The following is a 21,310-nucleotide window of genomic DNA, read 5'->3' as shown; positions in this document are numbered from 1 at the left end:
ACACTTTAGTTTACCACATCAGTTTATCATTCTAACATCTATCGAACAAACATTCGGTCCCGGATGCTCGAAAGATCTTTCTAACCATTCATTATACCCACGTTCAGCCATATAAAAAGCACTCTGCTCAACGCAGAGTGCTTTTGGATTAATTTTCGAATGTCTGGTTGTACTGGTTCACTTCAAATAGATCGGTCAGTTCGATATCCGGGTTCTTGTCCTTGAACCAGCGGAGTGAGAAGTCGTTTTTGAACAGGACAAGCGGATTGCCTTCACGGTCTTCAGCAAGCATGTTCCGTTCATCGAACAACGATTCATCCACCTGGTCTTCATTCAGCCAGCGCGGGATCCTTTCCCCGAGCTGTGTCAATTCGATATCGACATTGTACTCATTTTTCATACGGTATTCGAACACTTCATACTGAAGTTCACCGACTGCTCCAATGATGTAATCCTCAAAGCGATAGCGTTTGAACAGCTGGATCGCCCCTTCCTGCACGAGCTGTTCAAGCCCTTTGCGGAACTGCTTGGATTTCATAACGTTTTTAGCGGTCACCTTCTTAAAGATTTCCGGCGGGAACTGGGGCAGTTCATCATATTGGAACTTCGATTTCCCTGTAACGATCGTATCCCCGATCCGGTACACGTTCGGGTCATAGATGCCGATGATATCTCCGGCATAGCCTTCCTCGACGGTTCCTCTTGAAGAAGCCACAAACTGCTGGGACTGGGCGAGCTTGAAGGATTTCCCTGTCCGTGAAAGCGTCACGTTCATGCCACGCTCGAATTTACCGGAGCAGATCCTTACGAAAGCGACACGGTCCCGGTGCTGCGGGTTCATATTGGCCTGGATTTTAAAGATGAATCCAGAGAACTCTTCATGATCCGGTGAAACGACGCCTTCCGTTGACTTCCTCGGTGCCGGTTCCGGTGCCATATCAATAAAGCTGTTGAAGAACGTCTCCACGCCGAACGGAGCGAGAGCACTCCCGAAGAAGACAGGGGTCTGCTCACCGCGCAGGACTTTATCCATATCAAAATCTTCCCCCGCTTCATCGACAAGCATCATTTCTTCTTCCGCTTCCTTATACGTTGCGTTTTCGGTCAGCTCAGGGTGCTGGTCAAGATCAGCGTAAGGAATATATTCTTCTTCCTCATTCCCGGTATATTGAACGAACTGCTCGTTCTGGCGGTCAAATACACCAAGGAAACGTTTGCCCATCCCCGCCGGCCATGTCATTGGATAGGTTTCGATGTTCAGCGTCTCTTCGATCTCTTCCATCAACTCAAACGGCTCACGGCCTTCACGGTCCATTTTGTTAATGAAAGTGAAGATCGGAATTCCACGCATCTTACAAACTTTAAACAGCTTCAAGGTCTGTGCCTCGATCCCTTTTGTTCCATCGATGACCATGACCACACTGTCTACGGCCGTCAGTGTCCGGTACGTATCCTCACTAAAGTCTTCGTGACCCGGTGTATCGAGGATGTTGACCTGATAGTCTTTATAAGGGAAGTTCATCACACTGGATGTGACGGAAATTCCACGCTGTTTCTCAATTTCCATCCAGTCGGATGTAGCGAATTTTCCGGATTTTTTACCTTTTACTGTACCCGCCGAGCGGATTAAGTTACCGAGCAGGAGCATTTTCTCCGTCATCGTCGTTTTACCGGCGTCCGGGTGGGAGATAATAGCAAACGTGCGGCGTTTTTTCATTTCATTTTGTATATCATTCATCGTGATATCCTCCGTCGTATTAAAAATTTCTATATGAATGGGGTGGAAAGGATATACGTCCTACATGGTCTGATTCACTCCATAAAAAAAGCGCTCAGACTTATAAGCGCCTTCCACGTATTTTTTATATGATACATTGAAAGTTAGCATAACCAACCATTAAAATCAATCACCAGAACAGGATTCCAAAGGCCGGAGCGTTCTCCTGGACAGCCTAAACCTGTTATAATGGAACTAAAACTGAGAGTAAGGATGCCAAGTATGCAGAGCTACTTATTACAACCGAAAGATATAAAGAAAATTACCGGCGAAGCCTTCTATGCACGAGGGAAGCAGTATTATGAATCCGGCAAAGTCTACGGGCTCTCCCATAACAGTGCCATCCATTCGTGGCGCGCTGTTGTTGCGGGTACTCATGATTATGAAGTACGCGTCTTCTTTTTTGAGGATGATGATGTGGAAGCAACATGTGAATGTGCCGCCTACTCCACCTATTATACGTGTAAGCACATCGCAGCGGTACTGATTGCAATCCGCGAAAAAGCACTGGAGGAACTCGCTCCGAAACTGGCAGAAAAAGGCCGGAACCGGTCGCCCCGGACGACTAACCAGGACCGGATGTTTGCGGTCAGTTTATTCGAAGCTTTCCGTCAGCGTCAGGAAAGCCGGACGGGGATGGATCTGAAAAAACCGCTGCGCGTTCACTATTCCCTCCACATTCAATCCATTCTTGGAGCGCGGAGCCTCGGAATCGAATTAAAGCTCGGGGAGAAGTACCCCTATGTCATTAAAAATATCCGGGAGCTCCTGGAGTATATCCGAAAACAGCAGCCCTACCGCCTGACTAAGTCGTTCACATACGATCCTGCTGAACATACGTTTTCGGAGGAGGATCAGGCTGTATTCCAGCTGCTTCAAAGGGCTTATGAGCAGGAACAGTTTTTTGAACAGCAGTGGAACACCGCCGAACAGAAAATCCTGAAAATCTCCCCCGCCCTCGTCCACCAGCTCCTGCCGCTGCTGGAGAAGCAGGAGGCCGAGGTTATTGAGCGGGGAACCCAGGCCGGCCCGCTTCAATATGAAGAGTCTTTTCCTGAACTAACGTTTTATGTATCGGAAGAGCGCGGGCATTTTCACATGCATATGAATCATTTGAAGGATTATGATTACTTATCCGATTACCACCTGCTTTATAAAGAAGGAAGCTTCTATCCTGTCGCCCGTGACAAAGAGGAAGTGATCCGGACTTTGTACTCCATCCTTCCCTACAACTCCAACGGCAGCCATACGATCAGCCATAATGATATGGAAGGGATTGTCTCCTATGTCCTGCCGGAACTGGAAACGATCGCCGACGTGAACCTGGACACGTCCGCACAGAAAAAGATCAACCAGGAAGAACTAAAAGCCGAGGTGTATCTTGATTTCCAGCAGTGGACATTAACGATTGATGTGAAATTTCATTACGGGGACCTCGTGATCGACCCTTTCAATGATCAGGAACGCCCGGGTCAGACCATTGTTCAGCGCGACTTCGAAACCGAGCAGAACATTATGCAGATCATTGAATCCGCTGAATTCAAATTCGACGGGGAGATGGTTTATTTAGAGGACGAAGAAGAACTGGAAACGTTCCTTTATCAGTATCTGCCTTCGTTAAAGAAATACAGCGACGTATTCTTATCCGCGGCTGTCCGCTCGCTGTTCGACGATCAGCAGCATGAACTGCAGGCGTCTATTGACCTCGAATCGAATGGCAGCTGGCTCGATATCAGCTTTGCCATTGAAGGGATCAGTACGGATGACGTTACGGAAGCTTTAAAAGCAGTCATTGAACGGAAAAAGTATTACCGTTTATCAGATGGGGCGCTGATGTCCTTGACTTCTGATTCATTCGAGCGCTTCCAGCGACTGGTGGAGGACTTGAACTTGACCACCGGCGATGTGGAAGACAACCACTTTCAGGTTGCCGCCGCACGAAGTCTGGAGGTGGATGAAACGCTGGACACAAACCTTGCCGACCGCAGCGGCCGCTACGAAGAACTGGTTACACGGCTCCGGTCCCCTCAGTCCTTTGAGATCGATCCACCCGAGAATCTCCAGGCTGACCTTAGAACATATCAGCTGACGGGTTTCCGATGGATGAAAATGCTCAGCCATTACGGACTCGGGGGAGTACTTGCTGATGATATGGGGCTTGGAAAGACGCTTCAAACGATTTGCTACATTCTTGATGAGAAGGAGGAGGGCTCCTTAACCGCTCCAGCTGTTATCGTCGCTCCGGCCTCCCTTGTGTACAACTGGAAAAAGGAGCTTGAAAAATTCGCGCCTTCCCTGACGGTGCAGGTGATGACCGGGGATCCTTCAGAACGCCTGGATGCTTTCGAACAGGCTCAAGGAAAGGACGTCTGGATCACCTCCTATCCTCTGCTCCGGCAGGATATCGAGCATTACAAGGGGAACGACTTTCACGTCATGGTGCTTGATGAATCGCAGGCAATCAAGAACGAATCAACTAAAACAGCTTCTGCCGTCCGGTCCTTACGTGCGAGACACCGGTTTGCCCTGAGCGGTACGCCGATCGAAAACTCCCTGCAGGAACTGTGGTCACTGTTCCGCGCGATCATGCCCGGCTTCTTTACCAGCAAAAAGAAGTTCACACAGCTGAAACCGGCAAAAATCTCACAGATGACACGCCCGTTCATTCTCAGGCGGATGAAGACCGAAGTGCTGGATGAACTTCCGGACAAAATAGATTCGGTTCAATACTCCGAGCTGACCCGTGAACAAAAAGAGGTGTATCTGGCTTATTTAGAACGAATCCAAAACGATATCCAGGAAACGATCGCAACGAAAGGGATTCAGCGCGGAAAGCTGGAAATCCTTGCAGGTCTTACACGTCTCCGGCAGATCTGCTGCCACCCCGCCCTGTTCCTTGAAAACTACGAAGGACAGTCCGGAAAGCTGGAGCAGTTGAAAGAACTGGCCGAAGAAATGAAAGCCGGCGGGCACCGGATGCTGATCTTCTCCCAGTTTTCCAGCATGCTGACACTCATGCATAAAGAACTGACCGACAACGGTCTGGATGCTTTTTATTTGGATGGAAGTACAAAATCAGAAAAACGGATGGAAATGGTGGAAGCCTTCAACAACGGTGAAAAAGATGCCTTCTTTATTTCCTTGAAGGCCGGCGGTACCGGGCTCAACCTTACAGGCGCTGATACGGTCATCCTCTATGACCTGTGGTGGAACCCGGCCATTGAGGAACAGGCGGCCGGACGTGCCCACCGGATCGGTCAGGAGAAAGCCGTCCAGGTGATCCGCATGATATCTGAAGGAACGATCGAGGAGAGGATTTATCAGCTCCAACAGAAAAAACGCGATCTCGTCGACCAGATCATCCAGCCTGGAGAATCCATGCTTACATCACTGAGCGAGGAAGAGATCCAGCAGCTTTTTCAATAGATCCTCATAAAAAAGCACGAGCGGACACATCCGCTCGTGCTTTTATTCTACCGTTAAGGATTTTTTCTGTAGTTTAAACCAGTACCCGCCAAGGATACAGGCGCCAATCGTCATCGTCACGGTGGAAATGATCATGTGGATCGAAGATGCCAGCACGACATTTCCTGTTACAACAATGATAAAGCCAACCGCCGCATTCATCAGAATGGAAATCAAATACAGCCAGGACAACGAGATATGATACTTGAACCTTGAGGCGTAAATGACAAAATAAACAGCGGCTACGATAATGACGATCGTCGCCACCCAGTGAAGCGAATAGACGGCATTAGCCACCGATTCACTCGTAATCAAATACTCCACCGCCGGGATGTCCATCATCACATTACTGGCACGACTGTGCTTGAAGAAGGCGCCTAAAATCACCTGCAGCACATACAGCCCGTAACCGATCAGGAACGTCCGGTAACTCATCGCAATGGAAGACCAGCGGCTTCTGTCGAGCTCGATTTTCGTCTCATGCAGACTGTAGCTCAACAGCACCAGGACAACTAAAAGGAGTTGACTGAACGTAACATCAAAGGTCGTAAATCCAGGCGGGGTTCCAAGCAGCACATTCAATCCACCAATAATGGACTGAAGAACAAGCAGGACCAGGCTTAGAATAGCGAGAACAAGTACAGATTTATGTTTTCGGTACTTATAAATGGCTCCTATCGCATTGAGGCCCGTCAGTACAATAAGCAGCGGCACCATCAACCGGTGGGAATATTCGATAATGACGTGATAATCCGTGAAATCGGGGATAATCCGGTCATTACAAAACGGCCATGACGTTCCACAAGCATCGCCGGAATCTGTCGCAACGACGAGATTTCCGAGTATAAGGGCGAGGAACGTGACAAACGTTGTAAGAATAGAAAATTTCTTCATCGTCTTACCCTTTCTCTATTTAGATCATGACATGTAACAGAAGAATTACATGTAAATCATATCATGAAAACAGCGGATTCGATAAAGGAAAGCGCACCCAACTCTCATGAACTTTTTGTGAACGAACGTTTGTCCTTCACTTTTTTTACAAGCATATAGAGCAGTGAGAGGGCGATCAGTGTCGTATTGACAAGGGAAAAGGCGGCAGCATGATAATCATCATCCCAGTAGGAAACAGGTCCGCGGAACGTGTAGCTGCTGACTGGGTAAAACATCGGAACCGCATCCTCCACATGGGTGAGAAGGTCCAGAACGATATGTCCGAGCCAGCCGTAGGCAAGGGCCGTCCATGCATTCAATTTCCTCCCCTTCCAAACGAGCAGCACAGCAAATACCACCGCCCATACAAAAACAGAATGGCCGGCTTGGCGCAGAACGAAGACGACCGGATGTTCAAATAGATCATGGACGAGACGAAACAGCGACTGCATCGGGTTCTCATCATCCGCGACCTCCCAGGCCCTTCTGCTAACGCTCAAATATAGAAACATGACATAATAGACGATGTCTGGAAGGATGCTGCCAAACACGAACCAGCCGGTGTATTTCTTTTTCCGGGTGGCGAAAAATGTCCAGTATCCATGGTGTAACGTGTTCATGCGTTCATCTCCCTTATCTTCCCTCGAACGTTGTTTATCCTTTCAGCAGCGGGGGAAACATACAACATGGAAAGGAGTCGAAGTTATGTATAAAGCTTACGTTTTTGACGCGTACGGCACCGTCTTCGATGTGCACAGCGTCATGGAAAAAATTCATCAATTCTATCCTGAAAAAGGGGAAGCCATCAGTCAGAAATGGCGCAGTAACCAGATTCATTATTTCCTTGTCCGTCAGCTGATTCAAGATTACCGTCCTTTTACGGATATTACAAGATGGGCGCTTCTTGATGCCCTGTCCACAAGTGGTGTGGAAGTGAAAGAAGAGGTCGTGAGTGAGCTGATGGAGGAATACCAGCACCTTTCCCCTTATGAAGAAGTTGCTTCTATGAGCGAAAAGCATCCGGATAAAACGTTCACCATCTTTTCAAACGGAACGACATCCATGCTTGAACCGCTCCTTGAAAATAACCAGCTGTCCGATACTTTCCAGCTGCTGAGTGCCGATGATGTTCAGGTGTACAAACCGCATCCGGAAGCTTATGCCTATGCTCAGGAAAAGCTCGGATTGAATAAAGAAGACATTCTATTCTTCTCCAGCAATCCTTGGGACATCACTGGAGCAGCATCTTACGGATTCCATACGGCCTGGGTGAACCGCAAGGAACAAAAGTGGCCGGAACTCGGCATTGAACCCACATACATCATTGATAACCTGATAAATATTCCACAATAAAGGAGTCCACTGCGGACTCCTTTTCCTATTGGTCTTCATAGAGCAGAACCTGATTTTTCCCGTTTCTCTTCCCTTCGTATAAAGCTGTATCAGCAGCTCGGAACAAGGCGTCGTGCGTTTCCCCGTCTTCCGGGAAGCAGGCAACTCCGATGGAAAAGGACGTTCGAATCTCCACCCCTTTCACGTAGTACGGTTCACGCAGTTCTCTCAGCATTCTTGTCGAAACATCCCGGATCAAACGCCGGTCCTTCAATTCTTCAATCAGGATGGAAAATTCGTCACCGCCGATTCTTGCCACCGAATCGCCTCCACGAATACAGGAACGGAGCCGTTTTCCGACCTCTCTCAGGAATTCATCGCCCATATCGTGGCCATATTGATCGTTGATGGCTTTGAATCCGTCGCCGTCCAAATATAAAATCGCAAACGCCTGCCCTGTCCGATGCCCTTTTTCGACAGCTTTCCATACGTTTTCCTCAAATAACAGACGGTTGGGGAGGCCGGTTAAGTAATCATAGTAGGCGAACCTTTCCAGTTTCTCTTCGTAACTCTTCTGTTCAGAAATATCCCGGGCCACCATGACCATATGACTGACTGCATGATCATCATCGATCACAGGTGTGGCGCGGCATTCAAACCACACCGGCTCCCCGTTAAAGCTTGTCAGCTTGATTGTTATAGTGAAGCCTTCCCTGCTTTGATGGCTTTTCATAAATCGGTCCTGCAGTCTCCGCAGATCCACGGACTCAACTTTCTCCATCACCTTCTCCACGGACCAGTTTAATGGGTCCTCACCGAAAAATTCACGCTGGGAGGGTGAGGCATAAACCAGGTTTCCATTTGGAGTAAATACAGAAATCAGATCATTGGAGTAATTGGCAATCAAGCGGAAGCTTTCCTGACTCTGCCGCATCCCCTCATAAGCTCGTTCTTTTTCTGTAATGTCATCCAATATGGCATAGATGCCTTCTTTCCTACCCTGAATAATAATCGGCACTAATGAGACGTAGAGAATTTTCTCGTTGCCTCCGACATCCACCATTGTCCGAAACCGGCCTCCGTGGTCAAAAAAGGAGCCGGCAATCTCCTTTCGCACAGCACGTTCCTGCTCTTTGGAAACCAATTGCATGATCGACGTGTGCAGCAGTTCATTCCCTTCTTTATCAAGCATTTCCAGGCTGGCTGGATTCGCATTGGTGATGGTACCGCGGAATGTCAGTGTTAAAATGGCCTGTGGGTTGTGTTTGAACAAGGAGCGGTAGCGTGAGCGGCTGCTTTCCCGCTTCCGTTCCTCCCTCTTCTGTTCGGTCACATTCCGGATGATCGAACTGACTCCGATGGTTTCGCCTTCCTCATTCTGAATACGGGACACACTGATGGATACATCCAGGAGCTGTCCATCGCGTGACTTTCGTTTCGTTACATATCCCGAAGCTCCGGCCCCCTCCAAAGCTCGTTGAACGAGACCACGGGCTTCATCAGTGAATTCTTCGGGAACAAAAGGATACGTACATCCGGGCATATCATCCTTAGAAAAGCCGTAAAGATCCGTAAACGCCTCGTTCACATCGAACACTTTCCCGTCTGTACCCAGGATGATTACCGCATCGGTCGTATTCGCCATTAACGACTTGTACACCGCATTCATGCTCTCAAGCGCCTTTTCCTTTTCCAACATTTCCGTCAGGTTTCTCGTCACCGCCAGGATATGTGTAACACGGCCTGCTTCATCCATTGTCGGCGTCAGTACAGAATGCCCCCGATAAACCTGTCCGTTAACCATCATCTCATCTTCATACGTGACCGGCCTCTTTGTCACAACGACTTCTTCATAGGCGTCAATAAGGGAGGACGAAGCAGCGTCGTCCAGTAGATCTTCTATGTATTTCCCTTTCCAATCGGCTTCTTTGCCCAATAAATCGTTGATGGCTGACTCGTTCATGTACCTGTATGTAAACCGGCGCCGGCCGGCCACCTCCATAAAAAATATAAAATCAGAAACGCCGTTCATCAACATGGGAAGCAGATCATTTTCGGAAATATGACTGCTGATCTCCTCCACTGTATCTGTACCGTGCTTATCTTCTATCTGCTTCACCTAATTCCTCCTTGTTTCTTATGCATCCATATCCTTCATGACTCTACAAATTTCTCTCCTGCTATGTACTCTTCTAGTCCGATAGACGATTCCCCTTGTTCCTCCTCTTTTTTTCAACAAAAAAAGCAGCCGGATATTCCGGCTGCTTTGCCTTCTATACGGTTTGTTTCTGAGCATCGGCCTGGGCCTGTTTAATGAGACAGCGCCCTTTTCCATGCGGAATACACATCGGTGTGCCGAAGAGAGGATCTTCTCTTACGTCACAGACCATTTCAAACACGTGATGCATCATGTCACAGGTCACAACATCCTCCGGACGCCCCTGCGTGTACACCGTCTTATCCTTGACTGCAATAATATGGTCGGCATACCGGCACGCCAGGTTGATATCGTGCAGGACCATGACAATCGTCCGGCCATTATCCTGATTCAAATCAAAGAGAAGATCAAGGATTTCAATCTGATGGGTCATATCCAGGTAAGTGGTCGGTTCATCCAGCAGCAAAGTATCTGTATCCTGGGCAAGGGTCATGGCTATCCACGCCCGCTGCCGCTGCCCTCCGGATAAGGAATCCACTGAGCGGTCCTTCAATTCCATAAGGTTCGTGTCATTCAAGGCTCGTGTAACGGCTTCTTCATCTTCATCAGACCAGCGTTTAGCAAACCCCTGATAAGGATAACGCCCCTGCTTCACGAGCTGGTACACAGTTAATCCTTCGGGAGTCGTCGGACTCTGGGGAAGAATCGCCATTTTTTTGGCAACATCCTTGGTCCGCATTTTGGAAATATCCTTCTGATCAAGAACCACCTGACCGGACTTCGGCTTTAAAAGACGTGCCATGGAGCGGAGAAGGGTTGATTTCCCGCATCCGTTCCCGCCAATCAGGACCGTTACTTTCCCTTTCGGTATTTTCACATCAAGAGAGTCAATAATGACCGAGTCTCCATATCCAAGTGTGAGATTGTTTGCCAATAAGGTATCCATGACCTGACCTCTCCTTTTTGTTCTCACTAAATCTAGGCTGTCTACTCTATGAATGACCTTGATAAACGTCCTTCAAGGCCTCTATCTGTTTAATGTCATCTATAAAAAACGCCATTTATAAATCTATCATTTTCCTACTATCTAGTGTATGGGCTTACGCAAAGTGTGTCAATGAATTTGAGAATCATTGTCACCTGGTGTACAGGAAAGTGTATGCCTTTGGAAACCATCCAAGAACATCGGATCTGACCTGTACACAGATATCCAGCCATAAAAAAAGAGACCCTGGGTCTCTTTCAGCTGCTGAGATATTCCATTCGTATGCCTTCAATAATATCAAGAAGAACTTCAGAATCCTGATGGTTTTTCATGAGGAGGATTGCTCCCTCAATCTGTGCCACGACCATACGGGCTTTCCGTTTCGCATGCTTTTCTCCTTTCAGCCTTTCAATGACATACGTCAGCTCTTTAATCCAATCGGAGAAAATGCGGTTGATTTTCAACCGGAACTCTTCATCATGCTCACTCATTTCAAGAGCAAGATTCCCAAACGGACAGCCGTGAAGCTTGGCCGGCGTTTCATGAAACTGAACCGCCCATTGAAGCATCGCTTCCATTTTCTCTTCTGGAGACCGGCGGGACTTTAATATTCCTTCAATCAATTCGTCCTGCCACATTTGTGCATAATAATCGACAATAGAAAGACCCAGCTCCCTTTTCGAAGTAAAATAATGATAGAACTGACCTTTCCCAATATCGGCCGCTCCCATGATGTCACTAAGCTTGGTCGCTTCGTAGCCCTTCCCGTGAATCAATGCTGCGGCAGCCAGAATGATCTGCTGCTTTTTATTACTCATCTGCATCCCCTTCCTGCAGTTATACCAACCAGTTGGTTCAGTTGTATCATCATAACATGACCGCAGGAAAACAAACAAAGCTCTGCCCTTTCTGTATTGTCCCTTTTTCTCTATCCTTGCTATGATAGAGAAAGGTTTCCCGGAGAGTCCCGGGAAAGGTGAACGAGTTCAATTCCCTGTGTCCAAGGGAAGATATGAGGTGAACATGGATGGACAAGCTATCGCTGCTTTCCCAAATCAGTTTGTTTGAAGAACTGTCCCAAGATGAATTAATGAGTATTGATCAAATGAGTGAAATGAGTCCTGTCAAAAAAGGAACCGTGATTGTGTCCCCCGACACCCCCATGGATGCGCTTTTCCTGTTGAAGAAGGGGCAGGTGCGCTTATACCGCATGAATGAAGACGGCCGTCAGTTTACGGTGGATATATTAGTCGACGGCAATATTTTCGGCGAAACATCCACCATCAGCCTGACTGATGACCAGACCTATGCTGAGGCTATGACGGATACGTATATCTGCACGCTCAGCCATGAGGACTATGAAAGCTTTATGAAAGAAAATCCACACGTGGCTTTGAAATTAATTGATATCCTTTCCTCACGGCTGAAGGATTTTTACAGCCTGAGTGAAAAAATCGCCCTCAGTGATGTAAAGCAGCGTCTTTTATACCTGCTGCTTATGCTCAGTCAGAAAACCGGGCGCCGGAAGAAAAACTGGCAGACCATCGAAATGAAGCTGACCCACCAGGATCTCGCCAATATGATCGGAGCCACCAGAGAGACGACAAGTGCGATTATGAGTCAGTTAAAAAAAGACGGCTATGTAAGAAAAGTCCGCTACCTCTCGATTGATGCGGATAAAACAGAGGAGCTGCTGAATGGAAGCTCCTGAGAGGAAGGCATTTTCAAACTGTCCCGGAGAACAGATGCGGGACTCTTGACCGTATACGGATAGGCTTAAGAAGAGGACTGTCACTGTCTCTTTAACGGTCCTCTTTTTTCATATCAATGGACAAAGGCGTCTGTCCCGAATAAATATAGGTTATGGACGCGGGGCAAGCAGCATAACAGAAACCCCAATCAAGCATATACCTGCACCAAGCCAATCATATAAATCCGGCGTTTTCTTATCGATCCCCCATCCCCATAAAATAGATAGAACGATAAACACTCCACCATAGGCTGCATAAACTCTCCCGAAGGAGGGGAAGGATTGAAAGGCAGCAATCACACCATAGAGAGCTAAAGCTGCTCCTCCACCCAGGCCCCAGTACAGAGGTTTTCCCTCTCTCAGCCATAACCAAATCAAATAACCCCCGCCTATTTCGGCTATCCCGGCAAGTATAAACAGAAAAATGGCATGAATAATTGTCATCACTTCCTAAAATGTATAGAATATACGTAATTTCATCTTCACTACATTGATTATAGTCTCCCGTTCATCAAAGGGAAGCTTCCAAATCACTTTCTTTCCATCGATCATGTAAGCCCGCCAATAAGTTAGAATGATCGCTTTCGCAGCACCGAGATTGAAACAGCGAAAACTCCGACAGCTCCTGCTGCCCCGGCAGCAAACATCCATTCAAAGCCTCCTGTCGGGGAATGGAACAACAAAGGGACTGCGAGCATGAGAGCTGCGCTGCTAAAGGCCAGGCCTAAGATACACACTGCCAATAATTGTTCCATAGAAACACCCTCCAATGGTTTGATCATTGTGCTCTCTTTATTTTTCCTTGAGTATACAGTAAGTAGATCCTTTATATTTAGGACAGTGGCAAAATCACAGGCGGATGGTTACATTTATGAAGAAGCCGGAGAACCCTGCCTTTCCAAAGAAACGGCAGGGTCCGTTAAGCGATTTCAATTCAGAAAGGAAGAGTCCATGATCAAAGGGGAACATGTATATATCAGAAGTTTCAATCCTGCAGACGCTGAACAATTGACAGCATTACTAAATAAAAACCGTTCATTCCTCCAGGAAACCTCAACCGGACAATCGAATGATGAAGAGTCGATCAAAACCCAGCGTAAAGCTATTGAAAAATGGATAAAGAATATCGAATCAGATCTTGAGTATAATTTCGGCATTTTCAAAAGAAAAGGAAACGAGCTGATTGGAAAAATTGGACTCTTTCATGTTGTTCGAGGCCCTCTTCAAAAGGCAACCCTGGGATACTTTTTAGACGAGGATCATAATGGAAAAGGCTACACTACTGAAGCCGGTCAATTAATGGTTGATTACGGCTTCAAAACCCTTCATCTGCACCGCATTGAAGCCGGCGTCATGCCCGGGAATATAGGTTCATTAAGGGTTTTGGAAAAATCCGGTTTTCACAAAGAAGGAATCGCCAAAAAAAGCGTAAAAATCAATGGGCAGTGGGAAGATCATCAAATGTTGGCAGTCATTAATCCCTACGACTAAGTTCCAAAAGATGTTTTTGAAACACGAAGTTGAATCTTCATAATCAACACTCTCCACCTGGACCTATATCCCGGGTGGAACCGTGTTGTGAAGCAGATTTTATTCTCCTTGGATTTTGATAGTAAATAAAGGATCGCCCCGCCCCTTTGATCATTTGAACAACAAGTAGCAGCCCCCTAAAAAAACAATGAATAACATGCTGAGAAAAACGCTTTTTATGATCCGTCTTTCCCTGGTTTCAGGAATGAATTTCTCTTCAACGTATCTCCAAAACCCACTGATGAAAATCAGGCTCATCAATACGAGGATGCTTCCCATAGAGTCGTCTATCCAAACCATCCTAAAACCGCTGAGAACAACGAACAAAACCCCTATATACCCCATCGTTAAGGAAAAATACATTTGCTTCTTATCTTCGGACAGAATGAGCCCCCCTTTTGATTTACAGATCCACTCCGGAAACATTCATCCTTCATTTGAAACAAAAGTTCCAGCTGCAAAATCGTGAATGGCTCTTTTATCTTTGCGGAAAACAATCATAAACACACTCACCACTGTAGATAGACCAAGAGTTACATAACCGATAAGAAACTTACCGATGAACTCTCTGAAAAACATATCTGCCAGGTTTAATTCCTTACCATTCGTTTTTTTAATCCTTATGTTCACCAACCTCTTCCCTATATTGAAGCCTCCCCAGATTACTGGAAGGATGATGGAATAAAGGAGATACAAGCTGTTCCAGGTGACGCCTTGCGTCCAATTTAATGATGGTGTACCCGTATAAAGAGAAACGACAACTCCAATCGGAATCACAATAATCAACGTGTCTAATACCCCAGCAAGCAACCTCATTCCAAAACCTGCTCTATCTAAACTAAATCCCATTTCACCACTCCTTAATAAATGATTCTACCCCCAAGTGAAACATACCATATATTTACATTGTATTTACAATTTTTATAAAACCTTAACTGTTCATTAAAATCAACGAATCATGTACTTGGTATACTCACGTTGAATCAAATAAGTAAGGGGAGTATACATATGCTAAAAAAATTAGGTGTTTTTACAATGAGTGCCGGTTTAATCCTGGGCGCAGGAGCGGGATGCGTTCAGTCTGAGGCCCAGCAAGGGGATGAAAAAGGAAAGCCTGACCATGCAGGCCCTCCTCAAGAAAAAGTTGAAAACGTAATTTATATGATTCCTGACGGTTTCAATACGGATTACGCCACAAGCTATCGCTGGTATAAGGGGGAAGATGCCATTTGGGACAAACATTTAAAAGGACTGCACAAAACTTATTCTGATGACTCCAGGGTTACCGACTCCGCCGCTGCCGGAACAGCAATGGCAACGGGTGTTAAAACAAATAACGGTACGGTCGGATTAGATGACGAAGGAAATGAAGTGGAAACCATTTTAGAGGCGTCAGAAGACAAAGGAAAATCTACAGGGTTAGTTGCCACCTCTACGATTACTCATGCGACACCTGCTGCTTTTGCCTCCCATGTGGAGTCACGTGACAACCAACCTGAGATTGCCAGACATATGCTGGGTAACGACGTCGACGTAATGCTTGGTGGAGGCAGAGATTTCTTCCTCCCACAGTCTGAGGGCGGAGAGCAGCAGGAAGAGAATCTGTTAGAGCAGGCCGAGGAAGCAGGATATAAAGATGTAGAAACGCGTGATGATCTATTGGAAGCTGGAGATATTGATGTAGAAGAAGGGGAAAAGCTGCTCGGCTTATTTGCCGATGGACCATTAAACCCCGAAATGGAGCGGGAAAACACAGAACAGCCAAGTCTCTCAGAAATGACCGAACAAGCTATCAATGTTCTTGATAAGGACCAAGATGGATTCTTCCTGATGGTCGAAGGCAGTCAAATCGACTGGGCAGGCCACGATAATGATCCCACATGGGCATTCAAGGATACAGAAGCTTTTGAGGAGGCAGTGGAACAAGCCATTGCATTCGCTGAAAAAGACGGAAACACCCTTGTAGTTATAGCTGGCGACCACGAAACCGGCGGCATGACCGCTGGCTCTAATGGCGAGTATGATACCAAGCCAGAGCTTGTAAAAGATGTTACAGCAACAGGGGCCGCTATGGCTGAGGAATTAAATGAAAATCGTTCCAATGTTAAAGAAGTCGTAGAGAGTCATACACCATTTGATTTAACCGAAGAAGATGTTGAAAAAATCCAGGAATCTGAAGAACCAAAATTCGCAATCAACCAATTTGTCAGTGATAAAGCCCTTATCGGATGGACCAGTACTGGACATACAGGTGTAGACATTCCAGTTTATGCCTACGGACCTCAATCGGAGGCGTTCAGCGGCATTATTGATAACACAGATCTTCCTAAAATCATGTCAAAAGCTATGAAAATAAATTTAGAGAATAAGTAAAGAAAAAAAGTCCGTATAAAAAAACGACAGTCCCAGGAGAGGCCGCTGAATAGCTCCTTCCTATCAAGAGAAGTGATTGAAGCTCGTCGATGGATGCCTGCCGCGGGCACGGCCTCAGCTGTTCCCGCAGGCGTCACCATCTAACGTTTATCATGGCATCAACGGTGTCCCATCTAAAAAGAGTGATTTTCTTTTATATATAAAAGAAAATCACTCCTATAACAATAAAAGATCTATCTTTCATAAATAAGCCCATGGTTGAGGAAGACTCAGTTTCAAAGTGTTTTATCATCACGTCATTGCAGGTATTATTATATTTGTTTTGACACCCATATGAGCATCATTCCAAATAATATACCTGAAAAAGATCCTAATAAAAATATACCTCCAAGAAATATAGAGGGTATGAAATAGCATGCAGCCACAACTACTATGAACCAGCCTATTACGAATGAAATGCTCGAGAATAAATCAATAAAGTATTTTATAGAAGCACCCCCGTTAGCAGAAGATTTGATATCGAGATGTATGAAACCATTTTTTATTGTAGTCATATAAATGCTGCTACCACTATTCCAATTACCACCAAAGGAAGAAATACAAAGATCACTAGGAGAAGTTTAGCATTGTTTGCATCAGAAAATAAATGCTTGCGATTCAGAATCACTAGAAGTATCAAGAGAATAAGAGATATTAAACTTATTGCTAAGTACATTTAATCTACCTTTCCTGAAGTTATTAGTTATGCAATGGCTATATCCTGATTAAAGAAAAGTCCCCGTTTCCGAAAATCGCAGCTTAAAGATGAAATTATAACGAATAGAATTATACTTCCATCAGTTTTACATAGTAAAGAAGAGGTAACTATTTATGTAAAAGGAGTTACTCTTATGGAAGTATTAGCTGTCGTTTTAGTTATGATTGGGATAATAGCAGTCCGGGTGATCAGCTTTTTCTATCCAGATTGGAAAGCTTTGAGAGGTGAGTACTTGTCAGAACGTAAACACCTTGGATATAGCGCGTTAGGAATTGGCATATTACTTGTAATGTATATACTAAGTCAATTAATCCTAAGACTATAGAACAATTTCTTTCATCAAGCCATCGCACCCTGTTACAAAAGACTTGATTTTGAGATGAATTAGGATTGAATGAAAACTTAACGATTCAATATTCAAGCCAGCCCAGCCTTATTAAAAAAGTGGATCAGAGCTATCTAAAATAAGCAGCCTCCATAGTGGACCGGCTGCTCTTATTGTAAAGTTTTATTTTTTACTATTTTTTCTAATGTAACTTATATATATACTAAATAATCCACCTATTGTAAAAGCAAGTACGGTAAAAGCAGATATCTGGGTACTGGGAAGTTCTCTGTTAAAAACATTATAGAGTGATATAACCACTATCAAAAATAAGCCTATTAGACTTAGAGTTAATTTCATTTTGAAATACCTCCTGACAAGTAATCTTTTATCTCACCCTACAAGACCTCCCTAATTTGGATAGTAACATAATGTTTCATCTCAAATTCACGCCTTCATCTATCCTAATTAACATAAGAAGGAAACGATCCCCAATGTTCAAGAAACGACCCCGATAACGGAAGACTCGAATTCAAGATAACCAAAGCAAGGTGGTGGTTCCTGTGCTTCTTGTCGTAAGCGCCGGAACCATCCTTAGTTTTTATGATTCCTTATTTACCACATTAATTCTTAGTTGTATGAATCCTTCTATATGTTGATATTTTCCAAATGAGACCTTACAATTCCAAGTGTAACATTTAAGAAGCTTTCCAACGGGAGTTGTTGAAAATGAGTAAATTTCTATTTTTTCTTTTTATTTCAATTAGTTTAGTAGGGTGCTCATCAACTGATCAAGGTAAAGATGAGAAAAACAATAACAACAAGGGGGAGGAATTGAATGAAGAAATAACTATCAAAACTGGGGGTAAGAATTACGAACTTGAGCCAGTATACGCATGTAACAAAAACTGCACTTTAAAAGATGATCTTAAGATGATACATGAGAATTTTGATAGTTATGGAGTTCCTGAAATAGACACTCCGGCAAAACTAAAAATTAATCAAGCAGACATTGACGCTAATAGTTCTGGAGCTATGATCCATTATAATTCTACAACTAAACAAGTAAACTTGAGTGATGATTATTCACTACCCGTAACAGGAAATAAAGGAGAATCCTCAAAGTATATTTATTATAAACACCATAAGACTGAGGGTAAAAAAGTTCAGTATGAAATTTACGCTTTTACAGTTGTTCCTAATTAAATCGCTCTGTTAAAGTTTAGTATTAATATTACTACCAAAAAGAGATTCCAATTTCATGGAATCTCTTTTTGATATTGGGCATATTCAACTGAAGCCCCCTTCGTATTATAAGGTTAACCAGTTTATCTGGTTGACCTATTTTTTATAGGTTATTCTTTAAGTAGCCGGGTAGGACGTAAGCCCCCGTGGGACTCTGATCCCGTCCAGAATACTGTCCACCCCCTACTTGTAGAAACATGTTTGAGGCTGGTTGGGACCTGGATCCCGAATAACAAGCGAAGCTATGACACTACAAGATAGGTTAGGGGCTGCCGGCAAATCTAATAAAAGGAGATGTGATAAAACATGGATCCAGTCATTGGCCTGGATGTTGCGAAGGGAAAAAGCCAAGTACAAGCCTTTTTACAAAAGAAAGATCCTTACAAGAAGAGCTTTGTTTTCGAGCATAACGTTCTAGGGTTACATGATTTTCATCGGTTATGGTTAGAGATGGAAGAGATCACAGGGCGACCTCCGGTCGTCGTTTTTGAATCTACCGGTCATTACCATGAACCCGTTTTACAGTTCTTAGAAGAGCATCAAATCGTCTATTATTTGGTGAATCCGGTTCTATCTCATGAAGCTAAAAAAATGAGCTTAAGGAAAGTGAAGACCGACGCCATTGATGCCTTTCGTTTAGGGGAATTGTATTATCTATATGATGATCTTCAACCTTTCAAAAAAAAAGCCGTCAAAATCATGAACTTGAGGAACCTAACCCGTCAACATGACGCTCTAACAGGAACTTATGTACAGATTAAACTTCAATTCCAAACGGTATTGGATCAAGTATTTCCTGAATATAAGACGGTCTTTGGATCTCTGTATTCACCCACCTCCTTACAAACGTTACTCCATTATCAAACACCTCAAGGTGTTCGGGAGGATACGAAGGAAAAGATAGCTGAAGTCATCCTCCAACAAGGAGTTAAACGCTCTTATGGATGGGCGCTAGATAAAGCTCATCAACTCAAAGAGGCAGCAGGACGAGATCCTTTCAAGCGGAATCTATATTCGAGTCATGTGGTGAGTTTAACGATGTTTATTCAACTTCTTCTCCAATACCAAAGGCACCTATCGAAGCTACTGAAAGAGATAGATGCCCTGGCTGAAGAATTTGATGAATATAAAATTATCCGATCAATTCCCGGTATTGGTGGAAAGATTGCGGCAACAATCCTATCCGAGATTGGGGATATTGATCAGTTTAACCACCCTAAGAAGCTCGTTGCATACGCGGGGATTGACCCAAGTGTCCATGAATCAGGACAGTTTAAAGCAACCATTAACCGAATCACAAAACGCGGATCGTCTAGCCTTCGCAAAAGTCTATATAACGCAGTCCAATGCGGGATAACCAAGAATCGTAATCCAAAATTAAGAGCTTATTACGATAAGAAACGCGAAGAAGGCAAGCCCCATAAAGTGGCGATTATTGCTTGTGCAAACAAGCTCATTCATTGGATCTATGCCATCTTAAAAAGTAAAAAGGCTTTTGTGATTTAGAATCAACCAATAAAAAACTTTTATAGAAAATACTTCAAATCGTTATTATTGAAGTTTATTTAGCATGTTCAATTTTATTGTACCATGTCTGATTCATCTTTTTTACCCTTACCTGTTGACCTTCTATTAGCTGGTATTACGGAAGACTCGAATTCAAGATGAACCTCGAAATAACTTATGTAATTACATATGCATTTGATCGTTTATATATGGGCAGTTAATACTTTTATCACTGGAAAAATGAAAAAGATAGCTGCAACAATATATAAATATCCTCTTTTCTTTTGCTTAGCCATTACCTGTTCAACTCCCATTGCTAAAAAGAAGATGAACAAAAAGGGGATAAATAAAACAGATAGTATTCGAACATTACTAACAAATAGATGAGAAAACCCCAGCATCATAGCAATGATAGCTAAGATTAAATTCACTAATTTAAGTGCTTTCAATACTTACTCCCTCCTAAAGACTTCCTTCCATCATATCCTTTAGAACGAAAACGTTATGTAATAAGGTCAAGTTTCCTTTAAGCTATTGCCCCCGTTTTTATAAGACTTGAAACTGAGATAACTCCCAAATTATGTAGTATAAAATCACACCAAAAACAATATTTAATACTATAGTGTTTGTTATTGGACATTTAAATTAACGTCTTTTCTCTTCTTCACTATATTTACCGCGAATCTAATTATTAAATAAAGGATAAGTACATTTAACAGAAAAGTCGCAGGATTAATGGCCATTCCATCATTTCCGCTAAATAAGTTATCAAAAAGCCAGACACTGTAAGGTTCTTTCTGGTGTATCGTTATATACTTTAATGGAAATCCAATATTATGGTTGCCTATCCCTTCATTAGAATAATTACTAGGTATGAAATATGGTATAAAAATACATAAAAGCAAACTCCAACTCATATGTTTCCAGTTTAACTTCTGCACAAAACCCCTCCCTAATTAAACTTTGATCGCTTTTTAAATTTATAATTTATATTCATCAGAACCACTATGCAAGTGAAATTAAGGGGGAGTACTCTTTTAAGCAATCGCCCCCAATAGCGGAAGACTTGAATTCAAGTTAAATTAAGAAATATTCTGGGAAGTTCTATATGTCTCTCATATTGCTGATTGTGTCATTTTGTTCATCTAAGATTTTAATGTTTTTTAACTCCTCA

The 21,310-nt window shown here is 44.1% G+C and carries 18 protein-coding genes; 7 read left to right on the top strand and 11 right to left on the bottom strand.

Going from position 1 to position 21,310, the window contains the following annotated elements:
- Positions 1-148 precede the first annotated feature (148 nt).
- Positions 149-1,738: a peptide chain release factor 3 gene (locus GLV97_RS11160; protein ID WP_160838287.1), complete on the bottom strand. Its 1,590-nt coding sequence runs from the start codon at positions 1,736-1,738 to the stop codon at positions 149-151.
- 261 nt (positions 1,739-1,999) lie between these two features.
- On the opposite strand from GLV97_RS11160, the gene GLV97_RS11155 reads away from it, so the two are divergent.
- Positions 2,000-5,203, top strand: a complete 3,204-nt coding sequence (locus tag GLV97_RS11155; protein ID WP_160889694.1) for a DEAD/DEAH box helicase — start codon at positions 2,000-2,002, stop codon at positions 5,201-5,203.
- Between the two features lie 42 nt (positions 5,204-5,245).
- Here the strand turns inward: GLV97_RS11155 and GLV97_RS11150 are convergent, their stop codons facing one another.
- Positions 5,246-6,136: a COX15/CtaA family protein gene (locus GLV97_RS11150; RefSeq protein ID WP_160838283.1), complete on the bottom strand. Its 891-nt coding sequence runs from the start codon at positions 6,134-6,136 to the stop codon at positions 5,246-5,248.
- Positions 6,137-6,240: 104 nt separating this feature from the next.
- A complete protein-coding gene (locus tag GLV97_RS11145; protein WP_160838281.1) occupies positions 6,241-6,795 on the bottom strand; it encodes a metal-dependent hydrolase in 555 nt (184 codons plus the stop codon).
- An 85-nt stretch (positions 6,796-6,880) separates the two neighbouring features.
- On the opposite strand from GLV97_RS11145, the gene GLV97_RS11140 reads away from it, so the two are divergent.
- Entirely contained in the window at positions 6,881-7,528 is a 648-nt protein-coding gene (locus GLV97_RS11140) for a haloacid dehalogenase type II (RefSeq protein ID WP_160838279.1), read from the top strand.
- A 25-nt stretch (positions 7,529-7,553) separates the two neighbouring features.
- Here GLV97_RS11140 and GLV97_RS11135 read toward each other — a convergent pair whose 3' ends face one another.
- The 3 genes from GLV97_RS11135 to GLV97_RS11125 form a co-directional block, all read right to left on the bottom strand.
- Positions 7,554-9,626 (bottom strand): PAS domain S-box protein, encoded by a 2,073-nt coding sequence (locus tag GLV97_RS11135; protein WP_160889693.1) that lies wholly within the window; start codon positions 9,624-9,626, stop codon positions 7,554-7,556.
- Positions 9,627-9,780: 154 nt separating this feature from the next.
- Positions 9,781-10,611 (bottom strand): ABC transporter ATP-binding protein, encoded by an 831-nt coding sequence (locus tag GLV97_RS11130; RefSeq protein ID WP_160838275.1) that lies wholly within the window; start codon positions 10,609-10,611, stop codon positions 9,781-9,783.
- 296 nt (positions 10,612-10,907) lie between these two features.
- A complete protein-coding gene (locus tag GLV97_RS11125; protein ID WP_160889692.1) occupies positions 10,908-11,468 on the bottom strand; it encodes a TetR/AcrR family transcriptional regulator in 561 nt (186 codons plus the stop codon).
- A 209-nt stretch (positions 11,469-11,677) separates the two neighbouring features.
- Here GLV97_RS11125 and GLV97_RS11120 point away from each other — a divergent pair, with 209 nt between their 5' ends.
- Complete coding sequence (locus GLV97_RS11120) at positions 11,678-12,361, top strand: Crp/Fnr family transcriptional regulator (protein ID WP_160838271.1); 684 nt, start codon at positions 11,678-11,680, stop codon at positions 12,359-12,361.
- A gap of 150 nt (positions 12,362-12,511) precedes the next feature.
- Here GLV97_RS11120 and GLV97_RS11115 read toward each other — a convergent pair whose 3' ends face one another.
- Positions 12,512-12,844 (bottom strand): YnfA family protein, encoded by a 333-nt coding sequence (locus tag GLV97_RS11115; RefSeq protein WP_202409749.1) that lies wholly within the window; start codon positions 12,842-12,844, stop codon positions 12,512-12,514.
- Between the two features lie 125 nt (positions 12,845-12,969).
- A complete protein-coding gene (locus GLV97_RS11110; protein ID WP_160838269.1) occupies positions 12,970-13,155 on the bottom strand; it encodes a hypothetical protein in 186 nt (61 codons plus the stop codon).
- 196 nt (positions 13,156-13,351) lie between these two features.
- Here GLV97_RS11110 and GLV97_RS11105 point away from each other — a divergent pair, with 196 nt between their 5' ends.
- A complete protein-coding gene (locus tag GLV97_RS11105) occupies positions 13,352-13,891 on the top strand; it encodes a GNAT family N-acetyltransferase (RefSeq protein ID WP_160842205.1) in 540 nt (179 codons plus the stop codon).
- Positions 13,892-14,356: 465 nt separating this feature from the next.
- Here the strand turns inward: GLV97_RS11105 and GLV97_RS11095 are convergent, their stop codons facing one another.
- A complete protein-coding gene (locus tag GLV97_RS11095; protein ID WP_160838265.1) occupies positions 14,357-14,779 on the bottom strand; it encodes an RDD family protein in 423 nt (140 codons plus the stop codon).
- Positions 14,780-14,938: 159 nt separating this feature from the next.
- Between GLV97_RS11095 and GLV97_RS11090 the strand changes: the two genes are divergently transcribed.
- The 3 genes from GLV97_RS11090 to GLV97_RS11080 all read left to right on the top strand — a co-directional run bounded on the left by GLV97_RS11090 (position 14,939) and on the right by GLV97_RS11080 (position 20,136).
- Complete coding sequence (locus GLV97_RS11090) at positions 14,939-16,303, top strand: alkaline phosphatase (protein ID WP_160889690.1); 1,365 nt, start codon at positions 14,939-14,941, stop codon at positions 16,301-16,303.
- A 1,811-nt stretch (positions 16,304-18,114) separates the two neighbouring features.
- The gene (locus GLV97_RS11085; RefSeq protein WP_160838261.1) at positions 18,115-18,591 is read left to right on the top strand and encodes a hypothetical protein; all 477 of its coding nucleotides are present in this window, start codon (positions 18,115-18,117) and stop codon (positions 18,589-18,591) included.
- 345 nt (positions 18,592-18,936) lie between these two features.
- Positions 18,937-20,136, top strand: a complete 1,200-nt coding sequence (locus GLV97_RS11080; protein ID WP_160889689.1) for an IS110 family transposase — start codon at positions 18,937-18,939, stop codon at positions 20,134-20,136.
- 203 nt (positions 20,137-20,339) lie between these two features.
- Here the strand turns inward: GLV97_RS11080 and GLV97_RS11075 are convergent, their stop codons facing one another.
- On the bottom strand, positions 20,340-20,585 hold the full coding sequence (locus GLV97_RS11075; RefSeq protein ID WP_160889688.1) for a hypothetical protein: 246 nt from the start codon (positions 20,583-20,585) through the stop codon (positions 20,340-20,342).
- A 180-nt stretch (positions 20,586-20,765) separates the two neighbouring features.
- Positions 20,766-21,077 carry a hypothetical protein gene (locus GLV97_RS11070; RefSeq protein WP_160889687.1) on the bottom strand — a complete coding sequence of 104 codons (312 nt, stop codon included), beginning with the start codon at positions 21,075-21,077 and terminating at the stop codon, positions 20,766-20,768.
- Positions 21,078-21,310: the final 233 nt, after the last annotated feature.

It is taken from the genome of Halobacillus litoralis, from assembly GCF_009856355.1.
GTDB classification, from domain to species: Bacteria; Bacillota; Bacilli; order Bacillales; family Halobacillaceae; genus Halobacillus; species Halobacillus litoralis_B.
Note: the sequence above shows the minus strand (reverse complement) of the source record. Positions and strands in the feature narration are given on the sequence as shown.

Coding starts and splice junctions, on each gene's coding strand:
- GLV97_RS11160 (WP_160838287.1), bottom strand. CDS start 1,738: ATGAATGATATACAAAATGAAATGAAAAAACGCCGCACGTTTGCTATT.
- GLV97_RS11155 (WP_160889694.1), top strand. CDS start 2,000: ATGCAGAGCTACTTATTACAACCGAAAGATATAAAGAAAATTACCGGC.
- GLV97_RS11150 (WP_160838283.1), bottom strand. CDS start 6,136: ATGAAGAAATTTTCTATTCTTACAACGTTTGTCACGTTCCTCGCCCTT.
- GLV97_RS11145 (WP_160838281.1), bottom strand. CDS start 6,795: ATGAACACGTTACACCATGGATACTGGACATTTTTCGCCACCCGGAAA.
- GLV97_RS11140 (WP_160838279.1), top strand. CDS start 6,881: ATGTATAAAGCTTACGTTTTTGACGCGTACGGCACCGTCTTCGATGTG.
- GLV97_RS11130 (WP_160838275.1), bottom strand. CDS start 10,611: ATGGATACCTTATTGGCAAACAATCTCACACTTGGATATGGAGACTCG.
- GLV97_RS11125 (WP_160889692.1), bottom strand. CDS start 11,468: ATGAGTAATAAAAAGCAGCAGATCATTCTGGCTGCCGCAGCATTGATT.
- GLV97_RS11120 (WP_160838271.1), top strand. CDS start 11,678: ATGGACAAGCTATCGCTGCTTTCCCAAATCAGTTTGTTTGAAGAACTG.
- GLV97_RS11115 (WP_202409749.1), bottom strand. CDS start 12,844: ATGACAATTATTCATGCCATTTTTCTGTTTATACTTGCCGGGATAGCC.
- GLV97_RS11110 (WP_160838269.1), bottom strand. CDS start 13,155: ATGGAACAATTATTGGCAGTGTGTATCTTAGGCCTGGCCTTTAGCAGC.
- GLV97_RS11105 (WP_160842205.1), top strand. CDS start 13,352: ATGATCAAAGGGGAACATGTATATATCAGAAGTTTCAATCCTGCAGAC.
- GLV97_RS11095 (WP_160838265.1), bottom strand. CDS start 14,779: ATGGGATTTAGTTTAGATAGAGCAGGTTTTGGAATGAGGTTGCTTGCT.
- GLV97_RS11090 (WP_160889690.1), top strand. CDS start 14,939: ATGCTAAAAAAATTAGGTGTTTTTACAATGAGTGCCGGTTTAATCCTG.
- GLV97_RS11085 (WP_160838261.1), top strand. CDS start 18,115: ATGAGTAAATTTCTATTTTTTCTTTTTATTTCAATTAGTTTAGTAGGG.
- GLV97_RS11080 (WP_160889689.1), top strand. CDS start 18,937: ATGGATCCAGTCATTGGCCTGGATGTTGCGAAGGGAAAAAGCCAAGTA.